This window comes from Micromonospora sp. Llam0 (assembly GCF_003751085.1).
Taxonomy (GTDB): domain Bacteria; phylum Actinomycetota; class Actinomycetes; order Mycobacteriales; family Micromonosporaceae; genus Micromonospora_E.
The window spans coordinates 1830918-1854608 of record NZ_RJJY01000002.1 but is presented as its reverse complement, the minus strand read 5'-3'; the positions used below and the strand labels follow the sequence as shown (position 1 = coordinate 1854608).

Annotated in this window: 21 protein-coding genes; 12 read left to right on the top strand and 9 right to left on the bottom strand. The window is 72.2% G+C overall.

Annotated features, from left to right (window positions below; genetic code table 11):
- Positions 1–44: 44 nt before the first annotated feature.
- Together EDC02_RS35660 and EDC02_RS35655 are read right to left on the bottom strand one after the other, a co-directional pair.
- Positions 45–1274, bottom strand: a complete 1230-nt coding sequence (locus tag EDC02_RS35660) for a cation:proton antiporter (RefSeq protein WP_123606515.1) — start codon at positions 1272–1274, stop codon at positions 45–47.
- A 7-nt stretch (positions 1275–1281) separates the two neighbouring features.
- Positions 1282–1782, bottom strand: coding sequence for a cation:proton antiporter regulatory subunit (locus EDC02_RS35655; RefSeq protein WP_123606514.1), 501 nt, complete (start codon positions 1780–1782; stop codon positions 1282–1284).
- A gap of 136 nt (positions 1783–1918) precedes the next feature.
- Between EDC02_RS35655 and EDC02_RS35650 the strand changes: the two genes are divergently transcribed.
- The 7 genes from EDC02_RS35650 to EDC02_RS35620 all read left to right on the top strand — a co-directional run bounded on the left by EDC02_RS35650 (position 1919) and on the right by EDC02_RS35620 (position 9494).
- Positions 1919–3079: a hypothetical protein gene (locus tag EDC02_RS35650; RefSeq protein WP_123606513.1), complete on the top strand. Its 1161-nt coding sequence runs from the start codon at positions 1919–1921 to the stop codon at positions 3077–3079.
- 112 nt (positions 3080–3191) lie between these two features.
- Positions 3192–5783, top strand: coding sequence for an ATP-dependent chaperone ClpB (gene clpB, locus EDC02_RS35645; RefSeq protein WP_123606512.1), 2592 nt, complete (start codon positions 3192–3194; stop codon positions 5781–5783).
- Positions 5784–5941: 158 nt separating this feature from the next.
- On the top strand, positions 5942–6685 hold the full coding sequence (locus EDC02_RS35640; protein ID WP_233606611.1) for a hypothetical protein: 744 nt from the start codon (positions 5942–5944) through the stop codon (positions 6683–6685).
- Between the two features lie 85 nt (positions 6686–6770).
- Positions 6771–7562, top strand: a complete 792-nt coding sequence (locus EDC02_RS35635; RefSeq protein WP_233606610.1) for an SDR family oxidoreductase — start codon at positions 6771–6773, stop codon at positions 7560–7562.
- Between the two features lie 155 nt (positions 7563–7717).
- Complete coding sequence (gene pyrE, locus EDC02_RS35630) at positions 7718–8257, top strand: orotate phosphoribosyltransferase (RefSeq protein WP_123606511.1); 540 nt, start codon at positions 7718–7720, stop codon at positions 8255–8257.
- Positions 8258–8315: 58 nt separating this feature from the next.
- A complete protein-coding gene (locus EDC02_RS35625) occupies positions 8316–8693 on the top strand; it encodes a helix-turn-helix transcriptional regulator (protein ID WP_123606510.1) in 378 nt (125 codons plus the stop codon).
- Positions 8694–8771: 78 nt separating this feature from the next.
- Positions 8772–9494, top strand: coding sequence for a class II aldolase/adducin family protein (locus tag EDC02_RS35620; protein ID WP_123606509.1), 723 nt, complete (start codon positions 8772–8774; stop codon positions 9492–9494).
- A 48-nt stretch (positions 9495–9542) separates the two neighbouring features.
- Here the strand turns inward: EDC02_RS35620 and EDC02_RS35615 are convergent, their stop codons facing one another.
- The 4 genes from EDC02_RS35615 to EDC02_RS35600 all read right to left on the bottom strand — a co-directional run bounded on the left by EDC02_RS35615 (position 9543) and on the right by EDC02_RS35600 (position 14954).
- A complete protein-coding gene (locus EDC02_RS35615) occupies positions 9543–10481 on the bottom strand; it encodes a DUF368 domain-containing protein (RefSeq protein WP_123607412.1) in 939 nt (312 codons plus the stop codon).
- A gap of 25 nt (positions 10482–10506) precedes the next feature.
- On the bottom strand, positions 10507–13074 hold the full coding sequence (locus tag EDC02_RS35610; protein ID WP_123606508.1) for a polynucleotide kinase-phosphatase: 2568 nt from the start codon (positions 13072–13074) through the stop codon (positions 10507–10509).
- Positions 13071–14621, bottom strand: coding sequence for a 3' terminal RNA ribose 2'-O-methyltransferase Hen1 (locus tag EDC02_RS35605; protein ID WP_123606507.1), 1551 nt, complete (start codon positions 14619–14621; stop codon positions 13071–13073). Before EDC02_RS35605 ends, EDC02_RS35610 begins: the two co-directional genes overlap by 4 nt.
- 117 nt (positions 14622–14738) lie before the next feature.
- The gene (locus tag EDC02_RS35600; protein ID WP_123606506.1) at positions 14739–14954 is read right to left on the bottom strand and encodes a hypothetical protein; all 216 of its coding nucleotides are present in this window, start codon (positions 14952–14954) and stop codon (positions 14739–14741) included.
- A 146-nt stretch (positions 14955–15100) separates the two neighbouring features.
- On the opposite strand from EDC02_RS35600, the gene EDC02_RS35595 reads away from it, so the two are divergent.
- From EDC02_RS35595 to EDC02_RS35580, 4 genes are all read left to right on the top strand, one after another.
- Positions 15101–15484 (top strand): phage holin family protein, encoded by a 384-nt coding sequence (locus tag EDC02_RS35595; protein WP_123606505.1) that lies wholly within the window; start codon positions 15101–15103, stop codon positions 15482–15484.
- A gap of 144 nt (positions 15485–15628) precedes the next feature.
- Positions 15629–16654 (top strand): class II fructose-bisphosphate aldolase, encoded by a 1026-nt coding sequence (gene fbaA, locus EDC02_RS35590; RefSeq protein WP_123606504.1) that lies wholly within the window; start codon positions 15629–15631, stop codon positions 16652–16654.
- A gap of 122 nt (positions 16655–16776) precedes the next feature.
- The gene (locus EDC02_RS35585; RefSeq protein WP_123606503.1) at positions 16777–17295 is read left to right on the top strand and encodes a hypothetical protein; all 519 of its coding nucleotides are present in this window, start codon (positions 16777–16779) and stop codon (positions 17293–17295) included.
- 137 nt (positions 17296–17432) lie between these two features.
- Positions 17433–18500, top strand: coding sequence for a MerR family transcriptional regulator (locus tag EDC02_RS35580; RefSeq protein ID WP_123606502.1), 1068 nt, complete (start codon positions 17433–17435; stop codon positions 18498–18500).
- Between the two features lie 8 nt (positions 18501–18508).
- On the opposite strand, the gene EDC02_RS35575 is transcribed toward EDC02_RS35580, so the two are convergent.
- The gene (locus tag EDC02_RS35575) at positions 18509–19753 is read right to left on the bottom strand and encodes an LOG family protein (RefSeq protein ID WP_158632424.1); all 1245 of its coding nucleotides are present in this window, start codon (positions 19751–19753) and stop codon (positions 18509–18511) included.
- Positions 19754–19994: 241 nt separating this feature from the next.
- Here EDC02_RS35575 and EDC02_RS35570 point away from each other — a divergent pair, with 241 nt between their 5' ends.
- On the top strand, positions 19995–20423 hold the full coding sequence (locus EDC02_RS35570) for a DUF3151 domain-containing protein (RefSeq protein WP_123607410.1): 429 nt from the start codon (positions 19995–19997) through the stop codon (positions 20421–20423).
- Between the two features lie 4 nt (positions 20424–20427).
- Here EDC02_RS35570 and EDC02_RS42140 read toward each other — a convergent pair whose 3' ends face one another.
- Together EDC02_RS42140 and EDC02_RS35560 are read right to left on the bottom strand one after the other, a co-directional pair.
- The gene (locus EDC02_RS42140; protein ID WP_233606609.1) at positions 20428–22560 is read right to left on the bottom strand and encodes a chromosome partitioning protein; all 2133 of its coding nucleotides are present in this window, start codon (positions 22558–22560) and stop codon (positions 20428–20430) included.
- A 76-nt stretch (positions 22561–22636) separates the two neighbouring features.
- On the bottom strand, positions 22637–23665 hold the full coding sequence (locus EDC02_RS35560) for a hypothetical protein (RefSeq protein WP_123606501.1): 1029 nt from the start codon (positions 23663–23665) through the stop codon (positions 22637–22639).
- Between the last annotated feature and the right edge of the window lie 26 nt (positions 23666–23691).

Genomic DNA, 23691 nt, shown 5'->3' with positions numbered 1-23691 from the left:
GTAGCGTGTCGGAGGGTGATCGGGGAAGTCCCTGGTTGTGCCATTCACGAAGCCGGTACGTGTTGGTCCGCTTCCGGCACGTGATCTCCGCTGGCCGTTAGGGGTGCGGGCCGCCCCCGCAGCCGATGCTTGAACCAGCGGGAATCCGGAATCCGGGCCAGCACCGGTCCGGTTACCACGGTGATCAGCACGTACGCGGTGGCCAACGGCGCGAGCGCGGGCTCGATACCGGAGCTGGCGACCGCCAGGCCGGCGATCACGATGGAGAACTCCCCACGCGGCATCAGCGCCAGCCCGGCCCGCCACCGACCGGGAGCGGCGATGCCGGCCCGCTTGGCGGCCAGGTAGCCGGTCAGCACCTTGGTGCCCATCGTCACCACCGCCAACCCGAGGGCCGGCAGCAGCACCGGCGGGATGTCCCGGGGGTCGGTCACCAGCCCGAAGAAGACGAAGAAGACCGCGGCGAACACGTCCCGCAGCGGGGTGAGCAGTTCGGTGGCGCTGTGCGCCACCGGCCCGGACAGCGCGATGCCGACCAGGAACGCGCCGACCGCCGCGGAGACCTGCAGTTCGGCGGCGATCCCGGCGACCAGCAGGGTCAACCCGAGTACGCCGAGCAGCAGCGCCTCCGGGTCGCGTACCGACAGCAGAGCGGAGATCCGGTGGCCGAACCGGACCGCGACCAGCAGCACGACGGTGACCGTGGTGACCGCTACCGCGACCGCGACGCTGCCGGCGGCGAGCCCGGCGCCGATCAGCACGGCGCTGAGCACCGGCAGGTAGAACGCCATCGCCAGGTCCTCGACGACCAGGATCGACAGGATGACCGGCGTCTCCCGGTTACCCAGCCGGCCCAGGTCGCCGAGCATCTTGGCGATCACGCCGGACGACGAGATCCAGGTGATCCCGCCGAGCACCACGGCGGCGGTCGGCCCCCAGCCGAGCAGCAGGGCGAACGCGACCCCCGGCACCGCGTTGAGCAGTGCGTCGATCAGGCCGGCCGGGGCCGCCCGGCGCAGGTTGCCAACCAGTTCGCTCGCCGAGTACTCCAGCCCGAGCATCACCAGCAGCAGCACCACGCCGATCTCCGCCCCGACGGCGAAGAAGTCCTGGATGTCGTGCAGCGGGAGCAGGCCGCCGTGACCGAACAGCAGCCCGGCGAGCAGGTAGAGCGGGATCGGGGACAGCCCGTAGCGCCGGGACAGGCGGCTGAGCAGACCGAGGAGCAGCAGCAGCGCGCCGAGTTCGATCAGCAGCAGTGCGCTGTCGTGCATGGCGGGGTCAGCCGGCCGGGTCGTCGTTGGCGAGGATGCCGCCGACGCCGTCCAGCCCGGACCGGGTGCCGACAACCACCACCACGTCGCCGGCGGCGAACCGGAAATCCGGCCCGGGGGAGGCCAGCACCTCCCGGTTGCGCAGCACCGCCACGATCGACGCCCCGGTGCGGGTCCGCGTCTTGGTGTCGCCGAGGGTACGGCCGACGAACGGCGAGCCGGCCGAGATCGGCACCTGCTCGGTGAGCAGCCCGGCGGCCTGGTCGCGCAGCCCGGCGAGTTGGCTGAGCATCAGCGACGCGCCGAGTATGTCGGCGAGCGCCTCCGCCTCGTCGTCGGTCAGCGGGATGTCGGCGTCACAGGCGTCCGGATCGTCCCGGTCGTAGAGGACGAGGTCCCGACGCCCTGACCGGTGACTCACCACGCCGATGCGTCGGCCTGACTCGGTCATCAGGTCGTGGCGTACCCCGATGCCGGGAAGGTCGACCTGTTCCACACGTGCGCGCACCCCATCCACGCTACGCCGCCACGGGCCGACCGGTCGCGCCGCGTCCCGGCAGACTGGTGCGGACGCGGTGCCGAATCGGCCCAGGCGTGGTCGCCGGACCGGGCGGCTGTGGAGCGCGGACGGAAGGAGAGGGTGGATGCGACGTCGGGTAGGCGGGTCGGTCGCGGCCGTCAGTCTGTCGGCCGTGCTGATCCTCACCGGGTGTTCGATCGGCGACATCCGCCGGCCACCTCCAGACCGCGCGGCCCCGTCGACCGACGCGACGGTGCCTGTCGGCGGGCCCGCCGTCGAGGTACGCCCAATGCGGGTGCCGGCCGGCTACGACGCCCCGTTCATCGCGTTCGACGACGCCGACCACGGGTACGCCTTCTTTCACGGATGCAACGCCCGGGCGTCCGTCGGGGTTGCGGCGGGTTGCCCGTCGCTGCTCTACGCGACCGCCGACGGCGGCCGGTCCTGGCAGCACCGGGAGCATCCGGATCCGGCGGCGGCGGAGCATTCGATGCTGGTCGGCCACGGCAGCCTGGTGTTGTCCGCCGACGCTGCCTGGTACCGGTCGCTCGACGGAGGTGTGACCTTCACCCGGTCGGCCAGGTCGGACGGGTCGATGCCGCCGGAGTTCGCCAGTTGGGACGGGCCGTACCAGGTGTGCTGCCAGACCGACGCCGTGGCGCGGGTCGTCGAGGTGACCGAGCAGGGCATGGTCCCGTTGGCGCAGCAGCCGCCGATCCCGGTGGTGCAGACCGTCGGGTACATCGGCGACAAGCTGACCGTCGCCGGGCTGCACGACGGCCGGCTGCACGTGGCGTTCGGCGCGCCGGTGGCGACCGACGATGACGGCGGCGGTGGGCCCGGGGTGCGCTGGCTGTGGCGGACCGACGCGGTCACCGTCGCGGATCCGGAGCGGATCCGTCGGTTCGTCGTAAAGACAACGCGGTCGGGCGGTTACTGGCTGATCGGCGAGCCGGTGCCCCTGCCGGGTGAGTTTCCGCTCGTCATGCGGGCCGATTGGGGTCGGCTGGAGCCGGTGCCGGTCCACGACCCGCCGCCGGAGGTGGTGGTGTCGGCGCTGCCGGACGGTGGCCGGCTGCTGCTCACCACCCGTACCGGTGTCTGGGCGGTCGGCTCCGACGGCCGCTTCGAGGCGATCGACTGGCCGGTGCAGGGCGCCTACCTGACCCGGCTGCGGGACGGGACGGTGCAGGCGGTCCGGCCGGGCGGCGCGGTGCTGCTCAAGGTGCGGCAGCCGTCGGGTGCCGGGTGGGTGGAGATCTCCTGGGAACCGTACGGGCGGTAGCCCGGCGTGGGTGGGGGCTTCGGCGGTCGACTCGTCGAACGGAGTTGAGTGGAATAGACTCAAGTCTGGTGGTGTCCTTACCCGTGGACCAACCTGCCGTACAGGGGAGCACATGAACGCCGAACGTCTGACCACCAAGAGTCGCGAAGTCATCACCGCCGCGGTCGCCATCGCCAACCAGCGGGGCCACGCCACGGTCGAACCGTGGCATCTGCTGCTCTCCCTGCTGGACACCGGCGGCTCGACCGCCGCCGGCCTGCTGCGGGCCGTCGGCGCCAACCCGGTGGAGATCCGCCGGTCCGCCGTACGGACCGTGGAGAACCTGCCCGCCGCGCGCGGCTCCAGCGTCGCCGAGCCGAGCCTGTCCCGCGAGTTCGCCAACGCGATCGGCGCGGCCGAGCAGATCGCCCGCCCACTCGGCGACGAGTACACCTCCACCGAGCACCTGCTGGCCGGCCTGGCCCGGGTCGGCGGCGCGGTCGCCCAGCTCCTCAAGAGCGCCGGAGCCACCGAGGAGAACCTGGTCGCCGCGTTCCCGTCGGTGCGCGGCGGCGACCGCCGGGTCACCACCGCCGACCCCGAGCAGACCTACCAGGCCCTGGAGAAGTACGGCGTCGACCTGACCGCCAGCGCCCGGGACGGCAAGATCGACCCGGTGATCGGCCGGGACGCCGAGATCCGCCGGGTGATCCAGGTGCTGTCCCGGCGTACCAAGAACAACCCGGTGCTGATCGGCGAACCCGGCGTCGGCAAGACCGCGATCGTCGAAGGGCTCGCCCAGCGGATCGTCGCCGGTGACGTACCCGAGTCGCTGCGCGACAAGCGGCTCGTGTCGCTCGACCTCGGCGCGATGGTCGCCGGCGCGCAGTACCGGGGGCAGTTCGAGGAGCGGCTCAAGTCCGTCCTGGAGGAGATCAAAGGCTCCGACGGCCAGGTGATCACCTTCCTCGACGAGCTGCACACGGTGGTCGGCGCGGGCAAGGGCGAGGGCTCGATGGACGCCGGCAACATGCTCAAGCCGATGCTGGCCCGTGGTGAACTGCGGATGGTCGGCGCGACCACCCTCGACGAGTACCGCGAACACATCGAGAAGGACCCGGCGTTGGAGCGCAGGTTCCAGCCGGTGCTGGTCGGCGAGCCGACCGTGGAGGACACCATCGGCATCCTGCGCGGGCTCAAGGAACGCTACGAGGTGCACCACGGCGTACGGATCACCGACGCCGCGCTGGTTGCCGCCGCCGGCCTGTCCGACCGCTACATCACCGACCGGTTCCTGCCGGACAAGGCGATCGACCTGGTCGACGAGTCCGCCTCCCGGCTGCGGATGGAGATCGACTCCCGGCCGGTCGAGGTCGACGAGATCGAGCGGGCCGTACGCCGGCTGGAGATCGAGGAGATGGCGCTGGCCAAGGAGCCCGACCCCGGCTCGGCGCAGCGGCTGGAGCGGCTGCGCCGGGAGCTGGCCGACAAGCGTGAGCAGCTGACTGCGCTCAGCGACCGCTGGCAGCTGGAGAAGGGGCACATCACCCGGATCTCCACCGCCCGCGAGGAGCTGGAACGCCTCGGCGGCGAGGCCGAGCGGGCCGAACGTGACGGCGAGCTGGAGCGTGCCGCCGAGCTGCGGTACGGCCGAATCCCGGCGCTGCAGGGCGAGCTGGCCCGCGCCGAGACCGAGCTGGCCGCGTTGCAGGCCGACGGCGCGATGCTCAAGGAGGAGATCGGCGCGGACGACATCGCCGCCGTCGTCGCCGCCTGGACCGGCATCCCGGCCGGCCGGCTGATGGAGGGCGAGACCGCCAAGCTGCTGCGGATGGAGTCCTCGCTGGGCGCCCGGGTGGTCGGCCAGGCCGCCGCCGTCACCGCAGTCTCCGACGCGGTCCGCCGGGCCCGCGCCGGGGTCGCCGACCCGGACCGGCCGACCGGCAGCTTCCTCTTCCTCGGCCCGACCGGCGTCGGCAAGACCGAGCTGGGCAAGGCCCTGGCCGAGTTCCTCTTCGACGACGAGCGGGCCATGGTCCGCATCGACATGAGCGAGTACGCCGAGAAGCACTCGGTGGCCCGGCTGGTCGGTGCCCCGCCCGGTTACGTCGGCTACGAGGAGGGCGGGCAGCTGACCGAGGCGGTGCGCCGTCGGCCGTACTCGGTGATCCTGCTCGACGAGGTGGAGAAGGCCCACCCGGACGTCTTCGACGTGCTGCTGCAGGTGCTCGACGACGGCCGGCTCACCGACGGGCAGGGCCGTACGGTGGACTTCCGCAACGCGATCCTGATCCTCACCTCCAACCTCGGCTCGACGCTGATCAACGACCTGACGTTGACCGAGGAGCAGCGGCGCGACGCGGTGCTCGCCGTGGTCCGGGCGCACTTCAAGCCGGAGTTCCTCAACCGGCTGGACGACATCGTGGTCTTCGCCATGCTCAGCGGCGCCGAGCTGCGCTCGATCGTGGACATTCAGCTGGACCGGATGCGGCGGCGGCTGGCCGACCGCCGGCTGACCCTGGACGTCGACGACGCCGCCCGCAGCTGGCTGGCCGAGCACGGCTACGACCCGATCTACGGGGCCCGGCCGCTGCGTCGACTGGTCCAGTCGGCGATCGGCGACCAGTTGGCCAAGGCGCTGCTGGTCGGCGAGATCCGCGACGGCGACACCGTACGGGTGCAGCTCGCCGACGACAAGGAAGGGCTGGCGGTGCAGGCCGGCTGACCAGCATCGATGCGTGCCGGTTGAGCGTCGTCGATCGCTTCGCTCGACGGCGAGGCCGGGTTCGGCGACGAAACGCGAGGTCGACGCGGCGTCGTTTGCCCCGTGTCACTGGCGGGGTACCGCTACGGTGATCTTCCGAAGCTTCGGGAAGGAGAGCCGTGTCGGATCCGAATCCGGCCGCGCCACCGGTCAAGGCGCGGCCGAGCACCGTCACCATATCGAGTTACCTGCTGTTCCTGATCGCCGCGCTGCAGGTCGTCGGGTTGATCATGGCGCTGTCCGTGATGGGCACGATGCAACAGGCCTACGACGACGCGCTCGACGGCACCGATCTGGAGGGCACCGGCGCCATCGTCACGATCACGCTGGTCGCCACCTCGATCTTCGGGCTGCTGGTCGCCGCCGGTCTGGTGGTGCTGGCTCTGCTCAACAACCGGGGCAAGAACCCGTCCCGGATCGTCACCTGGGTGCTTGGCGGGATCTACCTCTGCTGCTCCGGAGGCGGGCTCGTGGTCGGCGCGGCCGGCAGCGCACTGCCCACCGCCCCGACCAGCACCGACCCGAACACGCCGGACCTGGAACAGGTAGAACGCGACGTGCAGGCAGCGCTGCCTGGCTGGTTCGAGCCGGCGAGCAACCTGCTCAGCGTCGTGGCCCTGCTGGCCCTGCTGGCCGCGTTGATCCTGCTGGCGCTGCCGCCGTCGAACGAGTTCTTCCGTAAGCCGGCCGTGGCCTGGGAGCCGCCGGTGCCGGGCGGCGGGTACGGCGTACCGCCGATGCCGGGCGGCAGCTACCCGAGCTACCCCGGCGGGCCGCCGGCCGCCGGCCCGCCGCCGGCTGCTGGGCCGCCGGACAACCCGCCGGGCAATCCGCCAGGCAACCCCCCGCCGCCGAACAGCTGACGATCAGTCGATCACCGGGTCGGTCCGTCCCGGGCGGACCGACCCGCCGGTACGGGGAGACCCGGTCCTCGTAGGAGGTGACGACGTGAGGGACAAGCCTGCCCTGCGTACCGCACTGGTTACTGGGGCCACCGCCGGCCTCGGCGCCAGCTTCGCCCGCCGGCTCGCCGCCGACGGGTACCGACTGGTGCTGGTCGCCCGTGACCGGCAGCGGCTCACCACGTTGGCGGACGAGCTGGCCGACCGGCACGGCGTGACCGTCGAGGTGCTCGACGCCGACCTGGCTACCGACGGTGGAGTGACTGTGGCGACCGACCGGCTGCGGTCCGTCGACGTACCGGTCGATCTGCTGGTCAACAACGCGGGCATCGGTCTGAACCGGTCGTTTCGGCGCACCGACGAGGCGGACGAGCTGCGGCTGCTGCGGCTCAATGTGGAGGCGGTGCTGCGGCTGACGCATGCCGTCCTGCCCGGCATGGTGCAACGCCGGCAGGGCAGAGTGATTAATGTCTCGTCTGTGGCGGGTTTTGGTCCGTTAGCAGCGGGTTCGACCTATTCGGCGAGCAAGGCCTGGGTGACGAACTTCAGTGAGTCGATCGACTTGTCGGTCCGTCACCTCGGAGTGCGGGTGATGGCGCTGTGCCCGGGCTACGTCCGCACCGAGTTCCACGAACGCGCCGGCATCCGGACCTCCGGCTCGCCGACCTGGCTGTGGCTGCGGGCCGACGACGTGGTCTCCGATGGTCTGCGGGACCTGGCCAGGGGGCGGGCGGTGAGTGTCCCCGACTGGCGCTACAAGGCGCTCGCCACTGTGGTGCGTCACGCTCCGCATGGGCTGCTCCGGTTGGCGGCCGGGCGTCCGAAGGGTCGCGAGTGAGCCGAAGAGCGTATCAGCGCGTACGTCGCTGCGCTGGTTGCCGCGTTGACCAGGGATTTCGTGGTGTATGACCAGGTAGCGAGGTGGATGGTGGATATCGGCGAGTTGCCGGGCCGGCGGATGGGGACCCAGTGACGGGCAGTACTCTTTGTGACATGGGGAACCTCGACGACCTGCGCAAATTCATCACTGACCTGGCCGTGGTGCACGGCAGGGTGGTGTTGTCGTCAGGTCGCGAGGCTGACTGGTACGTCGACCTGCGGCGGGTGACGTTGCACCACGCCGCCGCACCGCTGGTGGGACGGGTGTTGCTCGATCTCACCGCGGACTGGGAGTACGAGGCGGTTGGTGGCCTGACGTTGGGAGCGGACCCGGTGGCCCTGTCCATGTTGCACGCCGCTGCGGCGGAGCAACGGCGACTGGACGCCTTCGTGGTGCGCAAGGCCGACAAGACGCACGGACTCCAGCGACGGATCGAAGGGCCGGACGTGGCCGGCCGGCGGGTGCTGGCAGTGGAGGACACCTCGACGACCGGCGGAAGCGTACTGACCGCAGTCGAGGCGCTACAGAAGGCAGGAGCTGAGGTGGTCGGCGTGGCGGTGATCGTCGATCGTGGGGCCGGTGACGCGGTTCGGGCAGCCGGACTGGCCTATCGGGCCGCCTATACGTTGGCTGACCTCGGCCTTCCGGCCTAAAAGTTTGCCGATTCGGATCTGCTGATATGCAGGCGGATCGATGCTGTTTGGTGGAAGGATGGGTTTCGTGGGAACTGCGTTGGCTGAAATGACCATGCCTCAAATCTCGCCGCTTGCCGGCGAGCCGATCGAACGCGCGGACGCGGAGCGACTCGCTGGAGTCCTCAAGGCGCTCGCCGACCCGGCCCGACTCAGGCTGCTCAGCCTGATCCAGTCGGCGCCGGAAGGCGAGGCCTGCGTCTGCGACCTCACTGCTCCGCTGGGGCTCTCCCAGCCGACGGTGAGCCACCACCTGCGTATCCTCACCGAGGCCGGCTTGCTGGAGCGGGAGAAGCGCGGAGTGTGGGCTTACTACCGGCTGGTGCCGACCGCGATCGCCACGATCGCGGATCTGCTGACCCCGCCGCGTAAGCGCGCCACCAAGAAGGCACGCTGACCTGACGGCACCTTGCCTGGTCGACTCGCGGAGGCGGAGCTGCCAGGCAAGGTGCCCAAGGTTTACGGAGGTCGCCGCGTGACGTACGTCGCTGGCGATCTGCGGGACCAGCTCGCCCACGTCGGGTCCGACGTGGTGCGTGCCGGTCTCGTCGTGGGCTCCGGTGGCAACCTGTCCGCCCGCCTGCCGGGCGGCGATGAATGCTGGGTAACCGCGTCCGGCACCTGGCTGGACCGGCTCGGCCCGGCATCGTTCGCCCGGGTGCGGATCGCGGACGGCTGCACCTTGCCTAGCGACGGCGCGCTGCCCGACGGCGACTCCACGCTGTCCGGCGACTCGGCGCTGCCGTCCGACGGCCGGCAGGCCCGGCCGACCAGCGAGCTGGCGCTGCACCTGGCGGTCTACCGTGCCCGCCCCGACGTCCGCGCCATCGTGCACCTGCACCCGCAGAGCATGCTGCTGCTGGACGCGCTCGGCGTACCGATCCGGCTGGTCACCACCGACCACGCCTTCTATCTGCGGCGTGTCGTCACCGTGCCGTTCGCACCGCCCGGCGGCCAGCGACTCGCTTCCGCCGCCGCCGATGCGGCCGCGGACGGCACCAACTGCCTGATCCTGTCCCGGCACGGCTGCTCCGTACTGGCCAGGTCGGTGGAACTCGCCCACAAACGGGCGGTCAACCTGGAAGAGGCCGCCCGGCTCACCTACCGGGCACTGGCCATCGGCCGGCTCGACGAGCTGACGCCGCTGCCGGCCGACTACCTCGACCAGCTGCCGGACGCGGAGCACGGCACCGTCTGACCCACCGGTGGACCGGACCGACCTGCTCGGCCAGTTGGCCAGTGGAGCTCAGTGGTGGGTCGGCAGCTGCGGCGACTCCTCCTGGGTGACATCGACCGCCGCGCGGCGCAGCCGACGCTGCTCGAGGACCACCATCGCGGTGACGATGGCGACCCCCAGCACCAGCAGCAACACCACCGACAGCACGTTGCCGTCAGGGGCGAGCAGCCCGCGCTCCTCGGTCTGCCACGGCCACAGCGCCCGCAGGCTGCCGACGATCACGCCGGTCATCACCGCGAGGGTGACCCGCCGGTGGTGCTCCAACAGGTACTGCAGCAGCTTCACGAACAGCGTCAACCCGACGAGCATGCCGACGGCGAAGACCGCCAGGTAGCCGAAGTCCCGGTCGTTGACCGCCTCGATGGTCGGCTCGTAGAGCCCGACGGTCAGCAGCAGGAACGACCCGGACACGCCCGGCAGCACCAGCGCGCAGACCGCGACCGCGGCGGCCAGCAGCACCACCACCGGGTTCGGGTCGATGCTGGCCGACGGCAGACCGGTCAGCACGAACGCCGCGACCCCGGCGGCGACCACCGCGAAGACGTCCCGGCCACGCCACGGCCGGCCGATCATCGAGACCGGCACCAGCACCGAGGCCAGCACCAGACCGAAGAACAGCCCCCGGGTCTGCTCCGGGTGCTCCTCCAGCATCGGCTCCAGCAGCCGGGCGGCGAGCAGCAGACCGGGCAGCATGCCCAGCGCCAGCGGGATGATCACTCCCCAGTGCACCTGCCGGAACTGCTCCCGGCTGCGCGCCCAGCCCTGCTTACGGGGCACATCGGTGACCGCGTACCGGACCGCGCTGATCAGGTGCCCGGCCGAGGCGATGAGCCGCTCGTACACGCCGGTGACCAGGGCGATGGTCCCACCGCTGACCCCCGGGACGGCCTCCGCCACCCCGATCGCCGCACCCCGGAACACATGGCCGACACGTTCGCGCACTGACATTTGCAGAACCATACCGGGCCAGTGTTCACAGTCGGGGGTCGACCGGTTCGGACTCGCAGGCGAGCACCGCGAAGACCAACTCGTGTCGGCGCCACAGCGGCGCGCCGGCGGCCAGCAGATCCAGCGCGGCCAGACCGAGACCGTGTTCGCGCAGCGCCATCGACCGCTTGCGGCCCAACGATCGACGGCGCAGCTCGGCCAGCCGCTCCGGTTGGGTGTACTCCGGGCCGTAGATGATCCGCAGATACTCCCGGCCCCGGCACTTGACGCCAGGCTGCAGCAGCCGGCCGGTGCCGCTGCGGGCGGTCAGTCCGGCGTACGGCTTGACCACCATGCCCTCACCGCCGGCCGCCGTCAGCTCCGACCACCAGTCGGTGGCGTCGGCCACCGCCGCGTCGTCGGTCAGGTCGACCACCCGCCGTCGGGTGGTGGTGAACAGCTGCGGGTCGGCCGCCACCAGCGCGTCCGCGCACTCCAGGTGCCAGCCGTGGTCTCGGTCGGCGTACGAGCGGCCGTCGGCGGCCAGCACCGCGAACGGCGCCAACGTCACCGCGTCCGGTTCACCGACGTACGCCCGGTAGGCGTCGGCGTACCGGTCGACGTCGCCGGCCCGGCGGGCCAGCCGCTCGCGCAGCTGCCCGACCGGCAGGCCCCGACCGGCGGCGGCGTCGAGGACGTCCAACGCGGCGGGCAGCGCGGCCCGGCCGGCGGCGGCGACGCTGGCGTACTGCTCGCGGATCAGCCCGAGTGCCTTCGCCGACCAGGGCAGCAGTTCGCAGTCGAGCAGCAGCCAGCCGGCCGGCCCGGTGCCGGTGGCCAGCCGCTGCCACAGTCCGGCTGCCTCGGCCGCCGCCCGGATCCGGGACAGCAGCGCGTCGGTCCGCTCGTCGGAGGTGAAGAACGGCCGCCCGGTGCGGGTGTGCACCACCCCGCCGCCCGGGCCGAACAGCGGGTCGCCCGCCGGGTCGCGGCAGACCAGCACCACCGCCCGGGAGCCCATGTGCTTCTCCTGGCAGACCACCCGGCCGACGCCGGCGGCCCGGTAGTCGGCGAACGTCTCCGCAGGATGCTCCAGGAAGCCGTCCCGGCTCGACGTCGAGCAGGGCGACATGGTCGGCGGCAGCCAGACCAGCCACCGGGGATCCACCGCGAAGCGGCTCATCACCTCCAACGCGGCGGCCGCGTTCTCCGCCGGAACCGTGGTGGTGCCGTAGCCGTAGTCGATGTGCCGACGCCCGGTGACGTCCCGCAGGTCCAGCACGTCGTCGGGGCGATCGGTGACCGGCCCGGTGCGGTCGGCGGCACCCGGCTCGGCCGTCAGTGACCGCACCGGCGGGTAGTACTCGCGGGCGGCCGGCACCGAGACGAGCTCCCGCGACGGGTAGCGCAGCGCGGTCAGCCGGCCACCGAAGACGCAACCGGTGTCGACGCAGATGGTGTTGTTCACCCACTCCGGGCGGGTAGTCGGGGTGTGCCCGTAGACCACGGTGGCGGCACCCCGGTAGTCGCGGGCCCACGGGTAGCGCACCGGCAGGCCGTACTCGTCGGTCTCGCCGGTGGTCTCGCCGTACAACGCGAAGCTGCGCACCCGACCGGAAGCCCGGCCCTGGTATTCGGCCTTGAGCCCGGCGTGCGCCACCACCAGCGCGCCCCCGTCGAGTCGGTAGTGGCTGACCAGCCCGTCGATGAACCTGGCGACCTCGTCGGTGAACCCGGCCGGTTCGGTGGCCAGCTGCTCCAGGGTCTCGGCCAGCCCGTGCGACACGGTCACCTTGCGGCCCCGCAGCTTGCGCAGCAGCTTCTGCTCGTGGTTGCCGGGCACGCAGAGCGCGGTGCCGGCCCGCACCATCCCCATCACCAGGCGCAGCACCCCGGGCGAGTCCGGGCCGCGGTCGACCAGGTCACCGACGAAGACCGCGGTACGCCCCTGCGGGTGCCGGGCGTCGACCGGTCGACCAGCGTCGTCGCGGTCGACCGTCCAACCCAGCTTCGTCAGCAGCGACTCCAGCTCGGCGCGGCAGCCGTGCACGTCACCGATGATGTCGAACGGCCCGGTCAGCTCCCGCCGGTCGTTGTACAGCCGGGTCAGCCGGATCTCGGCGGCGTCGATCTCGTCGGTGCCGCGCAGCACGAACACGTGCCGGAAGCCTTCCCGGGTCAGCCGGCCGACCGAGCGGCGCAGGTCACGCTGCATCCGGTTGATCACGTGCCGACCGAAGGTGCGGTCGGCCCGGCCCTGGGTCCGTTCCCAGCAGGTCTGCTCGGGCACGTCGAGCACCACCGCGACCGGCAGGACGTCGTGTTCCCGGGCGACGGCGACCAGCCCGGCCCGGGCGTGCTCCTGCAGGTTGGTGGCGTCGACCACGGTGAGCCGGCCGGCGCGCAGCCGCTTGCCGGCGACGTAGTGCAGCGTGTCGAAGGCGTCCGCCGACGCCGACTGGTCGTTCTCGTCGTCGGCGACCATCGCCCGGAAGGTGTCCGAGGAGAGCACCTGGGTGGCGGCGAAGTGCCGGCGGGCGAAGGTCGACTTGCCGGAGCCGGAGACACCGACCAGGGCGATCATGGCGAGTTCGGGGATCTCCAGCACGGTCACCGGGCACCTCCGGTGCCTGCGCCGACTGCGTCCGTGCCGACTGCGTCCGTGCCGTCCGTGCCGGTGCTGCGCGGGTCGGCGTCGTCGCGGGTGAAGACCGCCAGTTGGGTCGGTGGCCCCACGTCCGGATCGACCTCGCCGACCGGCCGGAACCCGACCCGGTAGCCGTACGCCGCGGCGACCCGGCCGGCCCAGTCGGCGAACTCGGCGCGGCTCCACTCGAACCGGTGGTCCGGGTGTCGCCGCGCACCCGCGGCGAGTCCGTCGTAGCGCACGTTGTACTCCACGTTCGGGGTGGTCACCAGCACGGTGCCCGGTCGGGCGTGACCGAAGACCGCTTCGGCCAAGGCCGGCAGCCGGGGCGGGTCGAGATGCTCGACCACCTCCATCAGTACGGCGGCGTCGTAGCCGCGCAGCCGGTCGTCGCGGTAGGTCAGCGCCGACTGCCAGAGCCGGATCCGCTGCTGCTGGCGTGCCGGCAGCCGGTCCAGTCGCAGCCGGCGGGCGGCCAGCTCCAGCGCCCGGGCCGACACGTCGGTGCCGACGATCTCGGTGAACCGGGGCTGGGCGAGCAGTTCGGTGAGCAGCGCACCACCGCCGCAGCCCAGGTCGAGCACCCGGGTGGCGCCGGCCTCGGCCAGCGCGGCGAGCACGGCGGTCCGGCGGGTCGCGGCCAGCGGGCGCGGCCGGGCCGCCGCCGGCAGCCCCGCGTCCTCGTCAGCGCCTGTGTTGTCGTCGGCACCAGGGTCGTCGTTGTCGGCGTCGGCATCGGCGAGCCGCAGCTCGGCGGCCCGCGCCTCGGCGAGCCGGTCCTCGGCGCGCCGGGCGAGCACCCGGCGGTGGGCCAGGTAGCGCCGGGTGATCAACCGACGTTCCGGGTGGCCGGACAGCCAGCCCTCGCCGGCCCGGATCAGCTTGTCCAACTCGTCCGGGGCGATCCAGTAGTGCTTGGCGTCGTCGAGCACCGGCAGCAGCACGTACAGATGGTTGAGCGCGTCGGCGACCCGCAGCGTGCCGGTCAGGGTGAGGTCGACGTAGCGGCTGTCCCCCCACTGCGGGTAGCGCTCGTCCAGCGGGATGGGCCGGGCGGTCACCGTCCAGCCGAGCGGGGTGAACAGGCGTTCGGCGAGGGCGGCGCCGCCCCGGCAGCGCAGCACCGGCACCCGGATGGTCAGCGGCAGGGCGGTGCCGGGCAGGTCGGGGCGGTCCCGGCTCTCACCGTGTAGCGCGGACCGGAACACCTTGGCGAGCGCGGCGGCGAGCAGACTGGACGCGGCGTACGGCCGGTCGTTGACGTACTGGCCGAGGGTGAAGCTCTCCGGCATCGCGGCCGTGCGTCGGCCACGGCGCGGGCCGCCGGCGGCGAGCCGCGCCGGGTCGACGTCGAGCAGCAGCGCGGCGGTGCAGCGCTGCTCGGTGGCCTCCGGGTAGAACACGTGCGCGGTGCCGGTGGGTACGTCGAACGACTGCATCCGGTCCGGATGTTTGACCAGCAGGTAGCCGAGGTCGGTGGCGGGCCGGTGGGTCGTCGTCACGGTCATCAGCACCCGGGTGATGGTGCCAGCCGGCCGCCACCGGTCGACACCGGTTATCGCGATTGCGCTGGCGGCCGCCGAGCCGCAGTCAGTGGCAGCGTCCCGCTGGGGTCAGCGGTAGCGCCGCAGTCAGCGGTAGCCGTCGTCGTCATCGAGGTCGACGATGCGGGACTGCTCGACCGCGTCCCAGTCGTCGACCTCCAGGCCACGGTGCACCTCGGGCTGCTGCTCCACCGGGTTGGCCACGACCGACTGCTCGACCGCGTCGTCGGCGGGCGCTTCCGGGTCACGTTCTTCGGGAGCGAGGTGGTCCCCTGGGGCGATGTCCTCGTCCGGGTAGGTCAATGTCTCGCCTCCGTTCGTTCGTCCGTCCGTACCGGTGCTTCCACCACGGTACGGGTCAACCGGGGCGCCCGCTGACCACCGTCCAAGATAGGAGGCTTGTCCTTTTTCGTGGCGCGGTGGTTTACTCCGGGTGGCAGGATGGGCGCATGGGATTCCTGATCAGGCTCGCGGTCAACGCGGTCGCCCTGTGGATAACCACGCTGATCGTGCCCGGCATCGACGTCACCGGTGACACCGCGACCAACAACGCGCTGACCCTGGTCATCGTGGCGCTGATCTTCGGACTGGTCAACGCGGTCCTCAAACCGGTCATCAAGGTCGTCGGCTGTGTCTTCTACCTGCTGACCCTCGGCCTGTTCGCCCTGGTCGTCAACGCCCTGCTCTTCCTGCTGACCGACTGGCTGGCGCAGCAACTGGACCTGCCGTTCGCCATCGACGGGTTCTGGCCGGCATTCTGGGGAGCGATCGTGATGGCCGTCGTCGGCTGGCTGATCAGCCTGGTCATCCCCGACAAGTACGACCGTCGCTGACCGTGCCCACAGACAGGGCCGATGTCGCCGGGGCGGTGCCGCTGCGGGATACTGCCTAGCGGAGGACAGCGCGGTCCAGCGCAGTGAGCTGAGCATGGAATCCGGCCCGTCGACGGGCCGAACCGGTACAAAGGAGCGTTCGAGATGCCCATCGCCTCGCCCGAGGTCTACGCCGAGATGCTTGACCGCGCCAAGGCCGGCGCGTTCGCGTACCCCGCCATCAACGTCACGTCCTCGCAGACCCTCAACGCCGCGCTGCAGGGCTTCGCCGAGGCGGAGAGCGACGGCATCATCCAGGTCTCCACCGGTGGTGCCGAGTACCTCTCCGGCCCGACCGTCAAGGACATGGTCAGCGGTTCGCTGGCCTTCGCCGCCTTCGCCGAGGAAGTAGCCAAGAAGTACCCGGTCAACATCGCGCTGCACACCGACCACTGCCCGAAGGGCAAGCTGGACGGCTTCGTCCGCCCGCTGCTGGCCGCCTCCAAGGAGCGGGTCGCCGCCGGTGGCGCGCCGCTGTTCCAGTCGCACATGTGGGACGGCTCCGCCGTACCGCTGAAGGAGAACCTGGAGATCGCCACCGAGTTGCTCGCCGAGGCCGCCGCCGCCAAGGTCGTGCTGGAGATCGAGGTCGGCGTCGTCGGCGGCGAGGAGGACGGCGTCGTCGGCGCCATCGACGAGAAGCTGTACACCACGGTCGAGGACGGGCTGGCCATGGTCGAGGCGCTCGGCCTCGGCGAGAAGGGCCGCTACATGGCGGCGCTCACCTTCGGCAATGTGCACGGCGTCTACAAGCCGGGCAACGTCAAGCTGCGGCCGGAGATCCTCAAGGAGATCCAGGACGCGGTCGGCGCCAAGTACGGCAAGGAGAAGCCGCTCAGCCTGGTCTTCCACGGCGGCTCCGGCTCGCTGCTGGAGGAGATCCGGGCCGCACTGGACTACGGCGTGGTCAAGATGAACATCGACACCGACACCCAGTACGCCTTCACCCGCCCGGTCGTCACCCACATGTTCACCAAGTACGACGGGGTGCTGAAGATCGACGGCGAGGTCGGCGACAAGAAGTCCTACGACCCCCGGGCCTGGGGCAAGGCGGCCGAGGCCGGGATGGCCAAGCGGGTCGTCGACGCCTGCGAGCACCTGCGCTCCACCGGCACCACGCTGGCCAAGTAACACCCAGCGAACCACCCGTCGCGCGGCCGGTCCCGTACCCCCGGGCCGGCCGCGCGTCGTCGCTGCTCGAACCACACCGGTAGGATCTACCGATTCAGGGTGGTCCGCTGCGGAGGTCGGTCGTGCTCGGCATCGATGGGTACGAGCCACAGTGGTGCCACGACGCCGCGACACTCGCCGCCGCCCACCGGGCCCGGTTCTCCCGCATCATCGGGCGTCCGCTGGTCGACACCTGGCTGATATGGGACCTCGACCTGGACACCTGGTACGCCAACGGCCCGGTCATCCTCGGCTTCGGTGACGTCAACGTCGAGGTCACCCACCGCAAGTTCGACGAGTGCGCGATCACCTGGAACCAGGTCGACATGTCCATGCCGCTGGACCTGCCCGGCCTGCGACTGGACTGGCACAGCGACCGGCACCCGGCACCCCTGCCGGCCCGGGGCCGACCGCTGCGGGCGGTCAACGTGATCGAGCGGATCATGCCGTCGCACTGGCGTCCGCACGTGCTGCACGCAGTCGAGTTCCTCTTCGACGGGGCCCGGTTGGCGGTCCAGAACGCGCTCGACGAGAACGGCCTGTCCGCCGATCCCGACGTCGAGCTGCCGATCGTCGCCTGGCGCCGCCGCCCCGTCGCCTGACAGCCAGCCCCGTTGCCTGCCCCGGCCCTCGTCGATGCGTGGCCTGCCCCGGCCGTCGCCGGGCTTGACCCGGACCTTGGGGCCGGCCACAGCATGACCTGTGCCGGTCGACCGCGGCCGGTACGAGGAGGGGCACGATGCGGCTGCTCACCATCGGCGCGTTCGCCCGCGACGCCGGACTGACGGTCAAGGCCCTGCGGATCTACGCCGACACCGGGCTGCTCCGGCCGGCGGCCGTCGACCCGGAGTCCGGCTACCGCTACTACCGGCCGGAGCAGCTGGACCTGGCCCGGTTGGTGGCCCGGCTGCGGCGTGGCGGGATGCCGCTGCGCCGGATCCGGCAGGTCTGCGCGCACTGGCCGGACGATCCGTCGACCGTCGCCGGGGAGATCGCCCGCTGGTGGTCGGCCACCCAGGCCGAAACGGCGGCCAGGGAACAGCTCGTGACCAGCCTCGTCGTGGAACTCCGGACGAGGAGAACGACGATGACCGACCAATCGACCGGCTTCGGCCTGCGCTGCGCGGCCCGTACCGACATCGGCCGGGTGCGGACCAGCAACGAGGACCGGGCGTACGCCGGACGCCGACTGCTCGCCGTCGCCGACGGTGCCGCCGGACCGGGCGGGTCCGAGGCGAGCGCCGCGGTGATCAAGGCGCTCGCGCGGCTCGACACCGGACCGTGGGATGCGCCGGGCACGGTTCTGGCGGACGCGACCCGCGCCGCCGACGACGCGGTTCGGCAGGTGGGTGCCGGCACCGGGGCGTCGCCGATCAGTACGGTGACCGCGCTGCTGCAGATCGGCGACCGGTTCGAGCTGGTGCACGTCGGCGACACCCGGGCGTACCGGTGGCGGGGCGGCGAACTGACCCGGCTCACCCGCGACGACAGCTACGTGCAGACGCTGGTCGACGCCGACCGGATCGACCCGGCGCTGGCGCTGGCACACCGGCAACGGGCGCTGCTCACCCAGGCGCTGGACGGCACCGGGACGGCGAAACCGGCGCACGCGGCGCATCGGCTCGTCGCGTACGACCGGTATTTGCTCTGTTCCGACGGGGTCTGGGCGGTGGTGCCCGACGACGACCTCGCCGCCGTCGCCGCCGGGCTCGACCCGACCGAGACGGTACGCGCGGTGATCGACCTGGCGGACCGGGCGGGTGCCCCGGACAACGTCGCCTGCGTCGTCGCCGACGTCGTGCCCTGAGCCGACGGTCAGCTCGACCGGGTGACCTGGTGCGGCGCGGCCGGCGGCAGCGCGGCGGCGGTGAGCAGCGCGACCGCCTCGTGCACGTCGTCGGTGAGCCGGATCAGCGGGGACAGGTCGCCGGCCGGGGACAGCGCCAGCAGCGGCGCCAGCATCGCCTCGACCGGCAGGGTCTGGGTCCAGAAGGCGCGGTCCAGGAAGACGTACGGGCCGCTGGCCCCGTCGGTGCCGTAGAACGTCTTCGTGGCCGCCTGGAAGACCTCCTGCACGGTGCCGGCCCGGCCCGGCGCGAACACGATGCCGCCCCGGGCCAGCCGCAGGATGGTGTCCTCCCGGACGGCGTTGCAGAAGTACTTGGCGATCCGACCGGCGAACAGGTTGGCCGGCTCGTGCCCGTACAGCCAGGTGGGGATGGCGAGTCCGCCGGCCCGCGCCCAGCCGGACCCGCTCTCGTCGGTCACCGCCGCGTCGACCGGGTACCGGTCGCGGACCGCCAGCGCCGCGGCGGTGTACGGCTGCTGGTCGGCGTAGTCCGGCGCGCCGGCCAGCAGGTCGATGGCGTCGGTCAGCTCCTCGGCGTCGTGGCTGCTCAGGTACGCGCCGAGGTTGGCCGCCTCCATCACGCCCGGCCCGCCGCCGGTGACCACCAGCCGGCCGGCCCGGGCCAGCTCCCAGCCGAGCGTGGCGGCCAGCCGGTACGCGGAGGTGCCGCGCGGCACCGCGTGCCCACCCATCACCCCGATCACCGAGGCCGGCCCGTACCGGTCGATCCAGGTCCGGGTGGCGTCGGTGAGCGCGTTGTCGATGCCGTGGTCGTGCAGCCGCTGGGCCAGCGCCTCCCGGATCTCCGGCTGGGCGCCGCCGTGCCGGCGGAAATGCCGGTAGACCAGGTTGTCGTACATCCGGTCGGCACCGTGCTCGGCGAACCCGGCGGCCAGGTCGGCCGGGGTGTACAGCCGGGGCGGGTGGCTCGGGTACGGCAGCCCGGCGAACGGTGGGACCACGTGCGCGCCCCGGCGCACCAGCTCCGCTTCCGCCGCGGCGGACGGGAACGAGCAGCCCAGGAACAGCGTGTCGGTGAGGTCGACGTCGGTGAGGTCGGGCACCGGCGGTACGTCGAACTGCAGTCCCTGCACGGTCAGCCCGGTCAGGCTGCCGGCGCGCAGATGGTGGTCGAGCTCGGCGCGGGACTCCACCTCGTGCGGGGTGGAGTCGTAGTCGCCGGACAGCGCTGCGGGGGGTGGCGTGGACATTCGGCCATCTTTCCGTACCGCCGCAACCGGCGGGGCGTGGCCGGAGTGCGGCAGAGCGAAGCCCGGTCGTACAGCGAAGCCCGGTGGCACGAGGCCACCGGGCTTCCCAAACCGGTTCCTGGGGAGGCTCCGGACTTCTATTTCTAGTCGAGTACCGGCATCAGCACACCCGCCGCACGCGTGACGAAGGACTCATCCGTTCAGACACCATGTCGCTGCGAATCCAGGTTGAATGGGCAAAATGCAGAACCTGTTGCCCGAACCGCCGGCCACCATGCTGCCCGGTGACGAGCAGGCCGAGGCGGCTCTCGCCGAGGCTGCCCAGGTGGACACCGAGGAGGCGTACGCCGCTGCCGCCGGCCGCCACCCCACCTACAGTCGGGCCTGGGCGGTGCTCGCCCAGCGTGCGTTCACCAAGGGCGAGGTCGTCGCCGCGTACGCCTACGCCCGCACCGGCTACCACCGGGGCCTGGACCAGCTGCGCCGCAGCGGCTGGAAGGGGCACGGCCCGGTGCCCTGGTCACACCGGCCGAACCAGGGTTTCCTGGCCTGCCTGCACCTGTTGTCCCGGGCAGCCGGGGAGATCGGTGAGAGCGACGAGGCCGCCCGCTGCGCGCAGTTCCTGCGGGACTGCGACCCGGCCGCCGGGGACGCTCTCGCCAGCAGCTGACGGCTCAGAGCCCTTCGGACACCGCCGAGGCGATCTTCAGCCACGCCTGCCGGAACGTCGCGGACAACTGCCCGTACCGGATCGGTTCCCCGCTGTCGATGATCCGCTCGTACGGTGCCAGCAGCACCGTACGGGTGCGGGCGGCGAAGTGCCGTTGGATCGGTGCCAGGTCGATCTCCCGGCGGGACGGCGGCATGGAGATGACGGTGACCGCCTGGCGGACCAGCCGCTGCCGGCCGGTCTGCTCCAGGTGGTCCAGCATCCGGGCGGCCGGCTCGGCGGAGTCGTTGCGGGCCGACATGGTCACTACGAGCTGGTCGGTGGCGTCGATCGCCGCCTGCCAGTTCTGCGCCCGTACGTTGTTCCCGGTGTCCACGAAGATCAACTTGTAGAACCGGCTGACCACCTCACGGATCTCGGCGAACGCGGCGGCGGTCAGCATCTCGCCGGCGGTGGCCGACTCGTCCGAGGCGAGCACGTCGAACATGCCCTCGCCCTGCGCCCGCACGTACTGCGACAGGTCGCCGACCCGGCCGTGTGACCCCTGGAACAGGCGCAGGTCGCGCAGCATGTCCCGGACCGTACGGGAGTGGAAGTCCTGCTGGGCGCGCATGCCGAGGGTGCCCTGGGTCTCGTTGTTGTCCCAGGCCAGCACGTAGCCGCCGCGCTTCTGCCCGAACGTCATGGCCAGCATCAGGATGGCGACGGTCTTGCCGGCCCCACCCTTCGGGTTGACCACGGTGACCTGGCGCAGCCCACCGAAGTTGCGGCGCACCATCTCGACGTCCCGCCGGATCTCCTGCTCGTGCTGCCCCGGCGGCAGCTTGACCAGGCCCAGCGTGGTCCGGTTGAGCGCGGCCCGGACCCCCATCGTGGCGACCGGGTTGGCCGGTTTCGCCGCCCGGCGCAGGGCGAACTCCTCGGCGGTCGGCACGAACGAGTCGGGTGTCCAGCCCGCCGGCAGCTGGCTGCCGCCGGCCGGCGTACCGGTCTGCTGGTGCGCCGACGCGGCCGGCTGCTGCCCGGGATCCTGGTGCCGGGGATCCCCGTACGCGGGATCCTGGTACGCGGGACCCTGTTGGGTGGGACCTTGCTGCACCGACCCGAGCACCCCGGGCGGCACCGGGTAGCCCGAGTCGAACATCGCCGACCGCGGCGGCGGCACCGGAGCGTCCGGCCCCGCAGTGTCCGGCCCCGGTGCGCCCGGCATCGCCGTGTCCGGCCCGGGGGGCGATGGCATCCGGTGCACCCCGGGCGCTTCCTGGTACGGCTGTCGGGGCAACTCGGTTACGCCCGGACTCACCTGCTGGTACGCCGGAGTCTGAGTATGTGGTGGCGCTGTCGGTGACCAGGCCCCGCCGTCCGTCGGAGTCCAGTCGTCCCAACCGGGTGCCGACGCCGACACGGCTGCCGACACCGGGCCGGCGGCCGGCGGGGCCCACGGGTCGGCGGGCTGGCCCGGCGCCTCTTCCCGAGGCTCACTCGGTCGGCCCGGGCCGGTCGGCGGCAGCGGGGGCGGCGTCGGCGTCTGACCGGGTGGTGGGGCGGGTCGGCTGGGACCGGGATGCGGCTGGCGGGGGTGGGTCGGGCCGGGCCGGGGTGGCGTCGGGTGCGGCCGGCCGGCAGCCTCCGACGTGGGCGCGGCCGCGTCCACCAGCGGTACGGGCTGCTCCACCAGCGGTACGGGCTGCTCCGGCGACCGCCGGGGAGCCGGCGGCACAGCGCCGGACGGACCAGCATCGCCGCCGGTGCCACTGTCGCTGGCGGTGCCGTCGGCGCCAGCAGCACCGGTCGAGCGGCTGGTCAACCTGCTGGGTGGCTGCGCCCACGGCGACGCGGGCGAGTGCGGCAGCTCCGGATCGCGGTCGGCGGGCAGACCGCCACCGCTGCCGTTGGCGTTCGCGTTGGCCTGCCCATCACGGCTCAGTTGGCCGTTGCCCGCCGGCTTGCGGTTGCCGGGTGGCTGGCCGTTGCCGGGCCGGACCTCGGCTCCGGACGTCACCGTCGGGATGACCGGTACGGCGATGGTCTGATCGCTGCGGGGAGTGGCCACGACCTCGTCCGGCGGCCAGAACGGTTCCTCCACCTGGCCTCCGTCGGCGCCGGTCGACCGCCCCGGATCGGTGTTGTCGTGCACTGCGTACCTCCCCCTCGCCCCCCGTGGACAACCCGAGGATGTGCAGGTCAGTCGCTACTTAGCGTCGCATACCAGGTCAGTATGTGTACACGGCCCAGGCGCCTGGTTCCACCCACCAGGAGCGTTTCCGGGTCAAGCCGCCCGCCACGCCGTCGTCCAGGAACGGTAGTTCGCCGTCGCGCGGGGTGACCGCCGCCGCGCGGCCACGGGCCCGGCGGATCTCGATGCGTACCCGCTCGCCGCGCCACCACGACCTGGTCTTCACCGGCACTGCCACCGCCACCTCCAGCACCCCGTCCGCCGGGTCCGCCCGGGCCACCAGTTCCACCTCCGCGAGCCGGGCGTACCCGTCGGCGTTCGCCACCACGCAGGCCAACAGCGGGTCGTTGCCCGCGCTCAGCACGGCGTCATCGACCTCGATCCGTCCGCGCCAGGGTAACGGGTGGTCGTGCTCGTCGGCGGCACCCAGCAGCGCGCCGTCCAGGGTCACCGAACCGCCGTCGGTACGCAGCAGGTCGAGCCGGCGCTGCCGGCCGCCGAGGACCGCGGCGGCGACCGCGGCCGGTTCCCGGGGCAGGCCGAGCCGGCCGGCCAGGTCGGCCGGCGGGGCGTCGTCTGCCGGGGTGCCGGTTGCCGCCGCCCGCCCAGTGTCGGCGGAGCCGCCGGGGTCGAGCGGCAGCACCCCGATCGCCGGCAGATCCGGCAGGGTCCGGGAGTCGGCCAGGTCGGCGGGTCGCCGGCTCGGCGGGGGGGCGTAGCGGCGGACCATCCGGCGCAGCACCGCCCGCAGTTGCCCGTCGGTGGCAGTGGCGACGATCAGCCGGGTCTTGCCGTCGTCGTCGGGCCAGGTCAGACCGTCCGGCCGGGCGGGGCCGTCCAACCGGGCGAGGACGTCGTCGATCTCCCGGTCCGACCGCGCCGTCACCGTCTCGACCCGGGCACCGGCGGCGACCAGCGCGTCCCGGCAGGTCAGCACCGGCACCCGGACCGGTTCGGCGCAGTCCGCCTTCGCCCGGGTCAGCGCCGTGCCGCAGCTGACACCGCAGCCGCCGTCGCAGCCCGCGTCCGGCTGGCTGCCGAGTGTCAGCAGCACCACGTCGTACACCGTCGTCGCCTTCCGCCGATCTCTGC